Here is a 13,553-nt window from a genome sequence, read left to right as displayed (position 1 = left end):
GACGGTGGGATAAAAACCCACCAGCCCTACAACCGGATCTCGATCTCGCGGTCGGCGTCGCCGAAGACGCTCGCGACTCCGGCGCCGAAGGCGTAGGCCACCGCCCGGCTCGCTCCGCCGACTCGATCCAGCATCCCGCGATCCGGCTCGAACTCCCGAACGGCCGGCTCGATCTCGAGTAGCTCCGCGAGCCGCTGTTCGGCGTCCTCGCGGGTGCCGATCGCGTCGACCAGCCCCAACTCCAACGCCTCCTCGCCGAGGTAGACCCGGGCCTCGGTTGCCCGGACCTCCTCCTCGCTCAACTCGCGCCCCTCGGCAACACGCTCGACGAACTGGCCGTAGAAGTCGTCGATCAGCCCCTGGAGGTAGACGCGTTCGTCGTCCTCCATCTCGCGCAGCGGCACGCCCGCGTCCTTGTACGCGCCGGCGGCGAACCGTTCGTACTCGAGTCCGACGCGATCGGCGAGCTCCGCGGCGTTGACCCGCGAACCGATGACGCCGATCGACCCGACCAGGCTCGCCTCGCGGGCGAACAGCTCGTCGCAGCCGCTCGCGATCCAGTAGCCGCCGCTGCCGCAGACGTCGGTGGTGTAGGCCAGCGCGGGCCCGTCGAACTCGACGACAGCGCGCCGGATGTCGTCGCTGGGGACGACCTCGCCGCCGGGCGTGTTGAGCTTGACGAGCAGTCCTCCGACGTTCGAGTCCTCGTTCGCGGATTCGATCTGCTCGACGACGTCGTCGGTCGGCGTCGTTCCCGGGCCGCTCGGGAAGCGCCGACCGCCGTCCCGGGAGATCGGCCCCTCGATGGCGACTTCGGCGATGTTGTACGTCGGAAAGACGCGATCTGCGATCCCGCCCGCCATCCGCAGGCCGGCCATGGCGGTCGCGATCACGAGCAGGACGCCGACGAGTTCGACGCCGGTCGTGGGCACTGCGATGAACAGCACGTACGCCGCCGCCGCCGCGACGAGAACGCCGACGATCGCGATCACCCCCCGGCCGAGCGCCGCCGCCTTCATACGAACCTCCGAGTCATAACCGATGCTTGCGCTCTCGGGCGGTTAACCTTTCGTCTGCAGCCGATCGTTCGAGCCGTTTCGAAGCCGTAACGAGCGTCTCCAACGTCGCCGGTACCGAGTTCGGATCAGGGCTTCGTTAGAAGCGCCCGGTAGTGATGTCCCTCCTCCGGCTCCCGCCGTATTTCGGTCACCCTCCAGCCCGTTCCGATGGCGGCCTCCTGAAACCGGTTCGGACTGAACAGACGGAACAGCAGCGGCTCGCTCACGTCGCCGTCGTACTCGAACCAGTAGAGCCGGTAGGCGAGGCCGGGTGTTGGGTCAGCGCGGTAGCCGAGCAAGTCGATCGCTCCCTTGTGATTCGGGTCGTAGGCGTCGAGAACCGTCCTTGCCTCGGGCGTCGTCACGAACGCAAGGTCGGCGAGGAACCGTCGAAGCCCGTCCATCGATCCGGCGAGGCCGACCTGCGTGCCGTAGGAGAACGCCGAGCAGAACCGATCTCGCCCGAACGTCTCCCCAAGTGCGAACATATCGACGCAGCGGGCGTCCTCAACCCCGCGTTCGCGCATCGTCTTGACGAGCCGCTCGGAGACGTCGATGGCGACGGTCTCGAACCGTTCCTGAAAGTAGAGTGCGTGACGACCGGCGCCGGCACCTATATCGAGCAACGGTCCATCGAAGACGGATTCGATCCATTCGCTGCCGGAAAACCCGGTGAAATAGAACCGTTCGATCGGATGTTCGCGCGTCTCGTCACCGTTTCGTTCAAGGAGTGGACGCTCCCGTTTCCCGCGCTGGTGATCGTGGATGGCACGACCGTAGGGATCGGATCCCGTCACACTGTGTGACACACAATCAAGTGTTATAAAGTTGTAACGAGGGTCGATACCGATGAGCAAACGGAATACACTGCAGAGATTTCAGAGGCTGGATCCACCGCAGTAGCGGACCAACGCGGTGAAGCCGTGCCGGTTTTTGGTGGAGATTTTTGCGCCGAGCGGGTCGCGAGCGAAGCAAGCGATCCCCGAGGCGTAAAAAGGTCCTAGAGAAGCCCCGTCTTCTGGAGCTTCATCAGGTCCTCGGTGTCGAGGGTCTCGCCCTCCTTGAACTTCTGGTAGATCTCCTCGGCCTCCTCCTTGGCCTCCTCGCGCTCGGCCTCGCGACTCGACTTGCGCTGTTGCTCCTCCTTCTTGTCGAGCTCGCGCAGGCGCTTCTGGACGCGGACGAAGTCCTCGTGGTGCTGGTCTGCGGCCTCCTGAACCTCGACGAACGCCTCGTGCATCTCGTCGGCGTCGTCACGGATGTCGTCGGCCTCGCGGTAGGCCTCGATCATCTGGTTGTGGTGCTCCTGGGCCTTGTCGGCGAGCTCGGTCACCTTCTGGTGGTGTTTCGAGGCCTCCGAGCGGACCTCCTCGGCTTCCTCGATCAGCTCCTCGAGGTCGTCGTTGCCCTCGAGCTTCTCCTGGCGCTCGCGGTACTCCTCGCGCTTGTTCTCGATCTTCTCGATGAGCTCGCGCTCGTCCTCGGTCGAGAGGACCTCGGTCTGTTGTTTGAACTCGAGCTGCTCGATCTCCTCCTCGAGCTGATCGAGGTCCTTGCCCTCGTCGAGTTCGAGGTCCGACTTGCGGCCCTCGACCTCCTCGAACAGCTCGTTGGCCTCGGCGTTGAGCTCGTTACGTTTCTGTTTGTGCTCCTGGACCTGCTCGTTGAGCTCGTCGCGCTTCTCGCGGTGTTCCTGAGCCTCGTCGACCTTCTCGCGCGTCGCGGCGTTGAGGTCGTCGCGTTTCGAGGCACGCTCCGAGGCCATCTGGTTGAGTTCGTTTCGTCGGTCTCGAAGCTGACCGGCGAGTTTGATGAGCTGTCCTTTCGAGTCGCTTTCGAGGTCCTGCTCCGTGACCTCGATGTTCTTGCTTTCGTCTACCATGCGTAGTTAATCCGTTGCCATACCCCCACCGATACCCGGCAGCGTACACTCGTCGTCGGAACCAACCCAGTATATACTGCCGATCGGACGCCCGTGGCTGAGTCGCCGGAACGGGTCGGCGACTCAGCCGTGTAGGTCCGACCGGTAGTATAAGGATGCCCTCTCATTTCTCGAGCGATACTGCCCTAACGCCGGTGGCGTTCTGGTACCTCCTACTACCGCCACGATCGGTTTAACTGTTGCGGTCAGAAACCCGTGTAAATCGCTACCAAGCGCCTCTGTTTCGGCCGTTGTGGTCACTTTCACTTCCGCTCCGCGCTTGGCTCGGTTTAAGGACGATCTGGCACCGAGGTGATATCATGCTCGAACGACTCGACACGGCGTGCGAGGGCTGTGACCGACGTCTGGGCGAGGAGCAGTGGCGTCTGACCGTCGAGACCCGCGGCGGCGTCCGGCACGCCTACGAGTGTCGCTGCGGGACGGTGACGATCACGGTCGCCCGCGACGGGAACTGATCGAAGCCCCTATCCTCCCCCGGAGGCTCCCGTACGCATGCGCGTTGGAGCACACGTCTCGATCGCCGGCGGCGTCGACAACGCCGTCACCCGACAGCTCGACGTCGGCGGCAACTGCGGACAGATCTTCACCACCTCGCCGCAGGTCTGGGCCCATCCCGAGATCGGCGAGGAGGAGGCCGAGCGCTTCCGCGAGGAGACGGGCGAGAGCCTCGACGGCCCGTGGGTGATCCACTCCTCGTATCTGGTGAACCTCTGTACCCCCAAGGACGACCTGCGGGAGAAGTCGATCGCGAGCATGCAGGCGGAGCTCGACGCCGCCGAGCGGTTGGGAGTCGGGTTCGTCAACGTCCACCTCGGCGCCCACACCGGCGCGGGGGTCGACGGCGGCCTCGAGAACGCCGCGAGCGCGCTCGACGAACTCGAGGTCCCCGAGGACGTGACGATCCTGATCGAGAGCGACGCCGGGAGCGGGACGAAGCTCGGCGGCGAGTTCGACCACCTCGCACGCGTACTGGAGCTGAGCGAGCAGGAGCTCGACGTCTGCGTCGACACCGCCCACGCCTTCGCCGCGGGCTACGACCTCTCGACGAGCGGGGGCGTCGAGGAGACGGTAAGCGAGTTCGACGACGTCGTGGGGCTCGAGCACCTCCGGTGTATCCATCTCAACGACTCGAAACACGCCTGCGGCACCAACAAGGACGAACACGCCCACGTCGGCGAGGGGCTGATCGGCGAGGAGGGGATGGCGGCGATCGTCAACCACCCCGAGCTTCGCGAACGCGACGTGCCGTTCGTCCTCGAGACCCCCACCGAGGACGGCAGGAGCTACGAGTGGAACATCGAGCGCGTCCGGGAGCTCCGGGCGGGCGCGTAGTCAATGCGCCGGTTCGACGCCGGCTACCTCGAGGAGACGCGCCGAGGGATGTGGGACGACGTGACGGAACTGGCTGACCTCGAGCTCGCCAGTCGGGAGCGGATCGTCGACGTCGGCTGCGGGAGCGGCGAGCTGACGCGCGTCCTCGTCCGAGAGAGCGACGCCGAGGTGGTGGGGATCGACGCCGATCTCGACCTTCTGGCCGTCGCTCACGAGCACGCCCCGATGGCGGCGGGCGACGCCACCCGGCTCCCCCTTCGGGACGACGCCGTCGACCTCGTGGTCTGTCAGGCGCTGCTGATCAACCTCCCCGAACCCCGGGAGGCCGTCGAGGAGTTCGCCCGGGTCTCCTCCGATCTCGTCTGTGCGATCGAGCCCGACAACGGCGAGGTCGAGGTCGAGTCGACGGTCGATCGCGAACCGCGTCTCGAGCGCCGGGTTCGCGCTCGGTACATCGAGGGTGTCGGGACCGACGTCACCCTCGGAGCCGACGTCGGAGACCTGTTCGAGAAAGCGGGACTGTCCGACGTCCGCACCCGTCGTTACGACCACGTGAAGCGCGTAGAAGCGCCGTACGACGAGGCCGCGCTTCGGGCCGCCCGCCGAAAGGCGACGGGCGCGGGCGTCGAGAGCGACCGCGAGACGCTGGCCGAGAGCCTCACTGTCGAGGAGTTCGATTCCCTGCGCGCCGAGTGGCGCGGGATGGGTCGCGAGACGATCGACCAGATGCAGGTCGGCGAGTACGAGCGAACCGAGACCGTGCCGTTCTACGTGACCGTCGGCCGGGTTTAGACCACGTCGCCCCGAACGGTCGCACCCTCCTGGTGCTCGCGCCGTTTCCGGAGCGTCTCCGCCGCGACGGCGGCCTCGTCGTCCTCCATGCCGAGCATTCCGAGGGCCTCGGGCAACGTCGGGAGGACCAGTTCGCCGGATCGCAGCTTCTCGAACGCCTCCTCGCTCCGCCGTCCGTCGATCCAGAGACAGACCCCGCGGGGGTCGAGGATCTGTTCGTAGGCCTCCCGTGCCATCGCGCCGCGCAGCCGCTGGGTGACGTTGTCCTCGAAGCTCGCGTTGCAGACCTCGAGGTGGATCGGCTCGTCGGGGTCGGTGAGGTGGGCCGCCAGACACTTCTCGGGGGCGGCGTGACCGTTGTCGTTCGCGCGGACGTGCTCGGGGAACTCGTCGGCCCATTCGGCGTCGACGCTCTTTCCGACGCCCTCGATCCCGTGGGAAGCGAGGAACTCCTCCTCGCGCTCGGGCTCCTTTCGCGGTCGCTCGCCGCCCGCGAACAGGAGGTCCTTGGTGAGGTAGACGTCGAGGCGTTCGATCGGGTCGAGGCCGAGCGAGACCTCGCCGTAGACCCAGATCTCGCGGATCGGGACGGGCATCGGATCGGTCTCGACGGTTTCGACGAGCCGTTCGATCCGCTCGACTGCCGCGGCGCGTTCCATCAGCGGCCGTAGCCGGGCGACGAGCAAAACGGGTTCGGTTCGGCGTAGTTCGATTCGGTCGATCCAGTAAGGGATCGGATCAGATCGGTTCCGCCTCCCTCAGCGTTCGACCTCGGCGGACGAGCGCCCGTCGATCTACTCCATCGCTCGTTCGACACGATCGCCGCCGTGGACGCGGTCGATCGCCCAGAACGCGTCGTGATCGACCCCGGTACCCCCGACGACCCCGTCGATGATCGCCGCGTCGATCGGTGCGTTGACGGTTTCCGCCCGGGGCGACGCGTCGTCACCCCGTTCCTCGAGATGGGTCTCGGCGACCGGATCGCCGTCCTCGCTGGCCTCGCAGACGGGTTCGCTTCGATAGGGCGTGCCGTCGGCGAACCGGACCGGCTCGAGGACGACCGCGTCCTCCATCAGCGCGGCGGGGGTTCTGTGACATGGGCGTCGTTTCGACCCTCGCGGTGTCAAGCCGCGGGCCAGCGATAGCAGGAGCGAAACCGTCATACGCGCCGATGGGCAAGGGTCGGCGATGGAGTGTACGAAGTGCGACCGCGAGTCGGTCATGCACGCGGCGTACTCCGGGGCCTACCTCTGTGAAGGTCACTTCCTCGAGTCGGTCGATCGACGGGTGCGCCGGCGGGTCCGCGAGGACTCGCTGCTCCCCGACGACGCGACCCCCGACGATCCGGAGACGTGGGTGATCGGCCTCTCGGGCGGCAAGGACAGCGTCGTCCTCACGCAGGTGCTCCACGAGACGTTCGCCGAGGACCCCCGCGTCGAGATCGTCGGGCTGACGATCCACGAGGGGATCGAGGGCTACCGCGACGAGAGCCTCGAGGCCTGCGTCGAACTCGCCGAGGAGCTGGGGATCCGCCACGAGGTCGTCAGCTACGAGGAGGAGTTCGGGATCCGAATGGACGACGTCGTCGAGGACGATCCCGAGGACATGGCCGCCTGCGCGTACTGTGGCGTGTTCCGGCGGGACGCCCTCTCGCGCTACGCCGAGGAGTTGGGTGCCGATAAGCTACTGACGGGCCACAACCTCGACGACGAGGCCCAGACCGCGCTGATGAACTTCCTCGAGGGGGATCTCGCCCAGATCGCGAAGCACTTCGACGCCTCGCTGGGGGCGTTCGACGAACGCGAGAGCGGCACCGAGACGCGAACCGAGGGCGAGGCGTTCGTTCCTCGCGCGAAGCCCCTCCGGGACGTCCCCGAGAAGGAGGTCGCGCTCTACGCCCATCTCCGTGATCTGCCGGCCCACATCACCGAGTGCCCCCACTCGAACGAGGCCTACCGCGGCGAGATCCAGCGCCTGCTCTACGGGTTGGAGGAGAACCACCCCGGCACCCGCCACTCGATCATGGCGGGCTACGAGGAGCTCGCGGGAGTCGTCGCGCGGGAGTACGGTGACGACCGAACCGACGGTCTCGAGGAGTGCGTCGAGTGCGGTTCGACTACGACCCGCGAGGTCTGTCGGAAGTGCTCGCTGCTCGAGGCGCTCGAGGCGTAGGAAAGGGAGGGCCGTCGCGTCGCGGTCAGCGAATGACGTCGAGACCGTTGTTCTTCTCGAGTTCGTCCTGGCCGCCGTCGCTCTGCGGGCCGCTGCTGGGGGCGGCTGGCTCGCCGTTGATGCTCGCGCGCGATCGGTCGGCCTGTTTCTGGGTGGAGGGCCCGAGGATCTGGGCGCTCTGGACGCCCGTCATGATCGCCATCACGCGAACCTTGCCCTTGTACTCCTCCTGGATGCGTGCGCCCCAGATCACGTTCGCGCTCGCCTCGAGGCGTTCGGTGATGTTGTCGGCGATCCCCTCGGCCTCCTTCAGCGTAAGGTCGGGGCCGCCAGTGATGTGGACGAGCCCGCCGGAGGCGCCGCGGTAGTCGACGTCGAGCAGCGGGTGGTTCATCGCGTCGTTAACGACCTCCTCGGTCTTGTTCTTGTCCTGGGTCTCGCCGACGAGCATGACGGCGACGCCGCCCTGGTTCATGATCGCGGTCATGTCGGCGTAGTCGAGGTTGATCAACGAGGGCTGGGTGATCGTCTCGCTGATCCCCTTGACCGTCTCGGCGATGATCTGGTCCATCACCGAGAACGCCTTTCCGATCGGGAGGTTCGGGACGTAATCGAGCAGACGATTGTTGTCCAGCACGATGATCGAGTCGGCCTCGTTGCGGAGCTTCTCGAGGCCCTCCTCGGCCTTCACCGTGCGGGCACGCTCTACGTTAAACGGCGTCGAGACCATCCCGACGACGATCGCACCCTGGCTCTTCGCGATCTTCGAGACGACGGGCGCCGCGCCGGTGCCGGTGCCGCCACCCATGCCCGCGGTGACGAACACGAGGTCGGCATCGCCGAGCACCTCCTCGATGGTGCCGGTCGCCATCTCGGTGGCGCGCTCGCCCATCTCGGGGTCGCCACCGGCGCCGAGGCCGTTGGTGAGCGACTTGCCCACGAGGATCTTGGTATCGGCCTCGATCATCTGAAGGTGCTGCTTGTCGGTGTTGATCGCCACCGTCTCGGCGCCGTCGACGCCGATGTTGTACAGCCGGTTGATGGTGTTGTTGCCCGCACCGCCACAGCCGACGATGACGATCCGGGGATCGCCGAAGTCGTCGGCGCCGCTGAGCTCGCTCTTTCGCTTCTGTTCCTCTTCGGCGTTGTCGAGAGCGTCGCGAACGATGTCCTGCATCGTTACACCTTCGCCCAGGGGCGTTCCTGCGTCTGCTGGGCGTCTCGGTGGGCGGCCCGTTCGTCGAGCATCTCCCGCACCGCGGAGCGAATCGCCTCGCTCCGGTTGGGGAACTGCCCCGTCTCGACCATCCGTTCGACCTCTTCTATCTGTTGTTCCGGGATTCGCAGTGTCACACGTTCCATGTTGTTCTTCCCCCTGTAAGACGAGTGCCGGCGCACCGGTCTCGTGTGTCTTACACGCCCGAGCGATTCGCCCCATCCGTGACGAATCGGCGGTTAGCGCGTAAGACGCTGTCTTACATGGGCCTACCGAAACTCGCTGAACTATTAAAACTACCGGCCCGTGTACGACACTACTCGAGCACGTCCGCGGCGGGCGTACGACGGCCGCAGCCCGGACAGAACGCCCAGTCCGAGCGAACCTCGTCGCCGCAGTCGCAGAACGTCCTGTTTACGGCTTTCTCGCCGCAGTTGGGACAGTAGACGTGCCCCTCATCGACGGTCTCGCCGCACTGTCTGCAGTGACGGCCGTCCGTCGGCGCCTCGGACGGCTCGGGCTCTCGATCCGTCGCCGACCGACGGTCGTACGACGTTCGGTCGTCCTCGATCGTGACGTTGACGTCGACCGACGACGCTCCGGTCGTGAGCCGTTCGTCGATGCGACGATCGATCCGTTCGGTGATCAGCGCGTCGAGCGAGCCCTCGGTCTCGGCGTCGACGCCGGCCGACGCGTCCTCCAGATACGCACGGAGGGCTTCGCGCATGACCTCGCTCTTCGAGGCCTCGAGCGCCTCGATCCGTCGGACGAGGTCGTCGTCGGCGCGGAAGGTGATCTTGCTCATCCGATACGGTCGTACTAACCCGACCCGGCTATATCAGCCTTTAGGCTGGCGTCCGACGAACGACGGACGATGGGAACGGGCCCCTCGAACAGCAACGCTTAAGTCGAAAAATCCCCGACCGGTAGACGTCGACCGCTCTTAGCTCAGCCTGGTAGAGCAGCCGACTGTAGATCGGCTTGTCCCCCGTTCGAATCGGGGAGAGCGGACTTTCTCACGGATCCGTCACGACGGGACGCAGCCCGTTTGCCGGACCATCCTCCTCGAACGATCAGGCGAGGTCGACGGTCGGCGTCTCCGACGGTCTATCGAGCGCCGAGTCCGCCGACGGAACGGCGGAGGCCGCCTCGAACGCCGCGACCGGGTCGTTGCGTCGGCGCCAGTGCCACCACGTCCGGAGGACGACCCGTGCCCGTCTTCGAGACGTCAGCGTGGGTCGGTCGGAGAGCACGTCGTACCCACGCTCGCGGATCAGTCGGTGGTGCTCGGCGTAGAGCACCGCCGCCAGCAACACGGGGAACTGACAGTCAGCGGGGAGGTACTGGATGCCCGCGACGCCCTCGCGATACAGCTCCTCGGTCCGACCGAGCAGGTCACGCATCGCGTCGGCGAACCCGGGGGTGAACTCGAGGTTTCGAACGTCCTCCTCGGTGACGCCGTGGCGCTCGCGGATCGAACGCGGGAGATAGACGCGATCGTACTCCTGGACGTCCTCACGGACGTCACGCAGGAAGTTCGTCAGCTGGAACGCCTCGCCGAGCGCCCTCGCGTGGGGACGGGCGACGGAGTCGATCGAGTCCATCACCGCCAGCATCATGTACGCGACGGCGACCGACGATCCCCGGAGGTACGCCTCGAGATCGCCGTACGTGTCGTACCGGATGGTGTCGACGTCCATCGCCATCGCGTCGACGAACTCGTTCACCTCCCGATCGGGGATATCGTGGCGGGTTCGAAGCTCCCCGAACGCCTCGAGGACCGGATCGTCGGTCGGACGCTCGCCGAGGGCGGTTCGTCGGATCTCCTCGAGAGTCCTCCGACGGTCGTTCGCGGACGGGGGGTTCGGGTCGTCGACGACCTCGTCGACCGACCGGAAGAACGCGTAGAGGACGTACGTCGGATGACGAACGCGCTGGGGGAGAAACCGGGTCGCGGCGTAGAACGTTCGTCCGGTCCGTCGGTGAATCGCCTTGCTCCGGGTGAGAGAGTCAGTAGGGCCCATCGTTGATCCTACTATGGGATAGACACGAAACCGACAAAAGCGAACGACCTTACCAGTAAGTCCCTTCGAGGGCGAATCGAGCGTGGAGCGAGTCGAACCCTCACTCCGGGCGTCGATCAGTGGCGTGAGGTCGATCCCCCGGAACGCCGGAGATCGGTGACCGGAACCGACGACGGTTCCGTCGGTCCTCGAAACCGCCGAAATCGGAACGGACCGACCGGCCGGGGAGCCAGCAGGCCGACGTCACGCCGGATCGACGTGGTAGACGCGGGCCTCCCAGGGTTCGAGCGCGTCGTCCGCGAGTTCGGACGCCGTCGTCAGGGGATCCTCGACGCCGTAGTTCGCGAGCAGGAGATCGACGGCCGCGTCGAGGTCGGCGAGGGCGTCGGTCGGGAGGTCGACGGCCGTCGGGGTATCGGAGAAGTTGAGCGCCACGAGCAGGCGTTCGTCCCCGAGCGTCCGGGTGTAGACCCAGAGCGACTCGTGGTCGGGCGTCAGCTGTTCGTACTCGCCGTAGACGAGCACGTCGCCGACAGCGTCGGAGCGTAGCGCGATCAACTCGCGGTAGTAGTGCCAGACGGAGTCGGGGTCGTCACGGGCGGCCTCGGCGTTCACGTCGTCCTTGTCGGGGTTGACCGCGATCCAGGGCTCGCCCTCGGTGAAGCCGGCGTGCTCCCCGGCGGTCCACTGGACCGGCGTCCGGCCGTTGTCGCGGCTCTCGGCGGCGACGGCGTCGCGGACCTCCTCGAAGCTCTCGACCTCGCCGCGTTCGATCGCCCGTTCGACCGGGTTGCGGGTGGCGACGTCCTCGAACTCCGAGAGCGACGTCCAGGGGTAGTTCGTCATCCCCAGCTCCTCGCCCTGGTAGACGAACGGCGTTCCGCGAAGCGTGTGGAGCAGGGTCCCGAGAAGCTTCGCCGATTCGCGTCGATGTTCTTCGCTCCCGAACCGGGAGACCTGACGGGGCTGGTCGTGGTTCGAGAGGTACTGTGCGACCCAGCCCTCCTCCTCGGTGAGCGCGTCCCACCGGTCGAGCACCGCCTTGAGCTCCGGGAGCGTCCACTCGCCGGGCTCGTAGATCGAGCCCTCGCGGTCGATGTTAACGTGTTCGAAGTGAACCAGCATCGAGAGGCCGTCCCGCTCGGGGTCGAGGTACGAGTGGACGTCCTCGTCGGGAACCGTCTCGGTGCCGACCTCGCCGACGGTCAGGAGCTCACGATCCAGGACGGCGTCGTTCATCTCGGAGAGGTACTCGTGGACGCCGGGCGCGTTGCCGGCGTACGTTATCGTGCCGTTCATCGACTCGCCGAGATCGGTCGGCAGCCCCTCCGCCTTCGCGAGGTGGGCGATGGCGTCCAGCCGGAAGCCGTCGATCCCCTTCTCCAGCCACCACTCCATCATCTCGTAGACCGCCTCGCGGACGTCTCCGTTCCGCCAGTTCAGATCGGGCTGCTTCCGGTCGAAGAGGTGGAGATACCACTCCCCGCGGTCGTCGTCGTAGGCCCACGCCGGCCCGCCGAAGATCGACTGCCAGCCGTTCGGCGGGGCCTCGTCCTCGGGTCCCTCCTCGCTCTCCCACTCGACGGCGTCGGCGTCCCTTCCCTCGCGCCACCAGTAGAACGCCGCGTAGTCGGGGTCGCCCTCCCGCGAGCGGACGAACCACTCGTGCTCGTCGGAGGTGTGGTTCACCACCAGGTCCATGATGAGGCGCATGTCGCGGTCGTGGAGCTCCTCGAGCAGCGCCTCCCAGTCGTCCATGGTGCCGAACTCGTCCATGATCGCGCGATAGTCGGAGACGTCGTAGCCGTTGTCGGCGTTGGGTGACTCGTAGACGGGGTTGAGCCAGACGACGTCGACCCCGAGGTCAGCGAGGTAGTCGACCTTCTCGATGATCCCCGACAGATCGCCGACGCCGTCGCCGTCGGTGTCGTTGAACGATCGCGGGTAGATCTGGTAGACCACCGCCTCCTTCCACCACCGTCGCTCGATCTCGGGGTCGGTCATTCGCCGAACGGACTCGCCAGGGGAACAAAAAGACTGCTACCGGATCCCGCGGGGGTCCCGTCCGACGCGTCGGCGACCGATACGGCTGCCGTCTCGAGAACGTCGCTCAGCAGCGGTCCTCGGAGACGGTTGCCTCCGCCGACGGGACCTCCTCGCGCAGCGGCGTGGAGGAGGCTCCGTCGACCGGGTCGATCGACCAGCGTTCGGCGAGTTCGGCGCTCGCGGACCGATCGGCGAAGCCGATCGTCCTCCCACACCCGGAACACACCCCGTAGACGACGCCGCTCTCGATGGTGGTACTCGCGGGATCGATATCCCGCCGGCAGTCGGGACACGCGTAGGGAGATCCGTCGAAGCCATCGGAGTCGCGATCCGCACGCGCCCGGCCGCGTGCCCTCATCGGCGTCCACCCTCCCGCGGGACGAACGGCCCTCCGTGAGACGTCGGTCGTGTCGTGATCGTGACTCCAGCGGCGAGAACGGTTTCGTTCATGTAGAAGACACGTCGGGGAGGACGATGAGCGTCACACCCTACCAGTCGGGCAGGGGTGTCGACGACGCTACGGGCCGCTCCTCGGTCTCGGTGGCCGGGTCGATCTAGGCCACGTCCTCCGAGGAGACGGCGAGGTACTGCTCGAGGAGGTCCTCGCGGTCGCGGAGCGCCTCGATCGATCCCTCGAACACGATCGAGCCCGTGTCGATGACGTAGCAGCGGGTCGCCAGATCGAACGCGAAGTTGACGTTCTGCTCGGAGAGCAGCACGGTCACGTCCTGGGAGACGACCTCGTGGAGCATCTCCCGGAGGTCGTCGACGATCACCGGGGCGAGCCCCTCGGTCGGCTCGTCGAGCAGGAGCAACGAGGGTCGCTGGACGAGCGCGCGGGCCACCGAGACCATCTGCTGCTCGCCGCCGCTCAGGTTCCGCCCCCGGTTCGATCGGAGCGGGTCGAGCATCGGGAACAGCTCGTACATCTCCTCGAAATCGCCACGATGTCTTCAGCCATGATACGGGCC

General features: G+C 66.5%; 16 protein-coding genes and 1 tRNA gene. 5 read left to right on the top strand and 12 right to left on the bottom strand.

The window, feature by feature from the left end:
• Window positions 1–26: 26 nt before the first annotated feature.
• From sppA to V0Z78_RS16495, 3 genes are all read right to left on the bottom strand, one after another.
• Window positions 27–1,019, bottom strand: coding sequence for a signal peptide peptidase SppA (gene sppA / locus V0Z78_RS16505; RefSeq protein WP_336345766.1), 993 nt, complete (start codon window positions 1,017–1,019; stop codon window positions 27–29).
• Window positions 1,020–1,144: 125 nt separating this feature from the next.
• Complete coding sequence (locus V0Z78_RS16500) at window positions 1,145–1,855, bottom strand: class I SAM-dependent methyltransferase (protein ID WP_336345765.1); 711 nt, start codon at window positions 1,853–1,855, stop codon at window positions 1,145–1,147.
• A gap of 203 nt (window positions 1,856–2,058) precedes the next feature.
• Entirely contained in the window at window positions 2,059–2,940 is an 882-nt protein-coding gene (locus tag V0Z78_RS16495) for a coiled-coil protein (RefSeq protein ID WP_336345764.1), read from the bottom strand.
• 359 nt (window positions 2,941–3,299) lie between these two features.
• On the opposite strand from V0Z78_RS16495, the gene V0Z78_RS16490 reads away from it, so the two are divergent.
• From V0Z78_RS16490 to V0Z78_RS16480, 3 genes are read left to right on the top strand one after another with little or no spacing between them, the layout of a single operon-like run.
• The gene (locus V0Z78_RS16490) at window positions 3,300–3,455 is read left to right on the top strand and encodes a hypothetical protein (protein ID WP_336345763.1); all 156 of its coding nucleotides are present in this window, start codon (window positions 3,300–3,302) and stop codon (window positions 3,453–3,455) included.
• A gap of 37 nt (window positions 3,456–3,492) precedes the next feature.
• A complete protein-coding gene (locus V0Z78_RS16485) occupies window positions 3,493–4,332 on the top strand; it encodes a deoxyribonuclease IV (protein ID WP_336345762.1) in 840 nt (279 codons plus the stop codon).
• 3 nt (window positions 4,333–4,335) lie between these two features.
• Entirely contained in the window at window positions 4,336–5,124 is a 789-nt protein-coding gene (locus V0Z78_RS16480; RefSeq protein WP_336345761.1) for a class I SAM-dependent methyltransferase, read from the top strand.
• On the opposite strand, the gene V0Z78_RS16475 is transcribed toward V0Z78_RS16480, so the two are convergent.
• The gene (locus tag V0Z78_RS16475) at window positions 5,121–5,783 is read right to left on the bottom strand and encodes a DUF7095 family protein (RefSeq protein ID WP_336345760.1); all 663 of its coding nucleotides are present in this window, start codon (window positions 5,781–5,783) and stop codon (window positions 5,121–5,123) included. The two genes, V0Z78_RS16480 and V0Z78_RS16475, sit on opposite strands and share 4 nt — an antisense overlap.
• 135 nt (window positions 5,784–5,918) lie before the next feature.
• A complete protein-coding gene (locus V0Z78_RS16470) occupies window positions 5,919–6,197 on the bottom strand; it encodes a hypothetical protein (RefSeq protein WP_336345759.1) in 279 nt (92 codons plus the stop codon).
• Window positions 6,198–6,312: 115 nt separating this feature from the next.
• Between V0Z78_RS16470 and ncsA the strand changes: the two genes are divergently transcribed.
• Window positions 6,313–7,296, top strand: coding sequence for a tRNA 2-thiolation protein NcsA (gene ncsA, locus V0Z78_RS16465; protein WP_336345758.1), 984 nt, complete (start codon window positions 6,313–6,315; stop codon window positions 7,294–7,296).
• Between the two features lie 25 nt (window positions 7,297–7,321).
• On the opposite strand, the gene ftsZ is transcribed toward ncsA, so the two are convergent.
• The 3 genes from ftsZ to V0Z78_RS16450 form a co-directional block, all read right to left on the bottom strand.
• Window positions 7,322–8,473, bottom strand: coding sequence for a cell division protein FtsZ (ftsZ, locus tag V0Z78_RS16460; RefSeq protein WP_336345757.1), 1,152 nt, complete (start codon window positions 8,471–8,473; stop codon window positions 7,322–7,324).
• Window positions 8,474–8,475: 2 nt separating this feature from the next.
• On the bottom strand, window positions 8,476–8,658 hold the full coding sequence (locus tag V0Z78_RS16455; RefSeq protein ID WP_336345756.1) for a ribbon-helix-helix domain-containing protein: 183 nt from the start codon (window positions 8,656–8,658) through the stop codon (window positions 8,476–8,478).
• 170 nt (window positions 8,659–8,828) lie between these two features.
• Window positions 8,829–9,317 carry a double zinc ribbon domain-containing protein gene (locus V0Z78_RS16450; RefSeq protein ID WP_336345755.1) on the bottom strand — a complete coding sequence of 163 codons (489 nt, stop codon included), beginning with the start codon at window positions 9,315–9,317 and terminating at the stop codon, window positions 8,829–8,831.
• 132 nt (window positions 9,318–9,449) lie between these two features.
• Here V0Z78_RS16450 and V0Z78_RS16445 point away from each other — a divergent pair.
• Window positions 9,450–9,523: transfer RNA gene (locus V0Z78_RS16445), tRNA-Tyr, on the top strand.
• Window positions 9,524–9,585: 62 nt separating this feature from the next.
• On the opposite strand, the gene V0Z78_RS16440 is transcribed toward V0Z78_RS16445, so the two are convergent.
• The 4 genes from V0Z78_RS16440 to V0Z78_RS16425 form a co-directional block, all read right to left on the bottom strand.
• Window positions 9,586–10,536, bottom strand: coding sequence for a phytoene/squalene synthase family protein (locus V0Z78_RS16440; protein ID WP_336345754.1), 951 nt, complete (start codon window positions 10,534–10,536; stop codon window positions 9,586–9,588).
• Window positions 10,537–10,779: 243 nt separating this feature from the next.
• A complete protein-coding gene (locus V0Z78_RS16435) occupies window positions 10,780–12,540 on the bottom strand; it encodes a glycoside hydrolase family 13 protein (RefSeq protein WP_336345753.1) in 1,761 nt (586 codons plus the stop codon).
• Window positions 12,541–12,646: 106 nt separating this feature from the next.
• On the bottom strand, window positions 12,647–12,940 hold the full coding sequence (locus V0Z78_RS16430; RefSeq protein ID WP_336345752.1) for a hypothetical protein: 294 nt from the start codon (window positions 12,938–12,940) through the stop codon (window positions 12,647–12,649).
• A 196-nt stretch (window positions 12,941–13,136) separates the two neighbouring features.
• Entirely contained in the window at window positions 13,137–13,511 is a 375-nt protein-coding gene (locus V0Z78_RS16425; protein WP_336345751.1) for an ATP-binding cassette domain-containing protein, read from the bottom strand.
• Window positions 13,512–13,553 lie beyond the last annotated feature (42 nt).

The organism is Halalkalicoccus sp. CG83, from assembly GCF_037081715.1.
Taxonomy (GTDB): domain Archaea; phylum Halobacteriota; class Halobacteria; order Halobacteriales; family Halalkalicoccaceae; genus Halalkalicoccus; species Halalkalicoccus ordinarius.
Note: the sequence above shows the minus strand (reverse complement) of the source record. Positions and strands in the feature narration are given on the sequence as shown.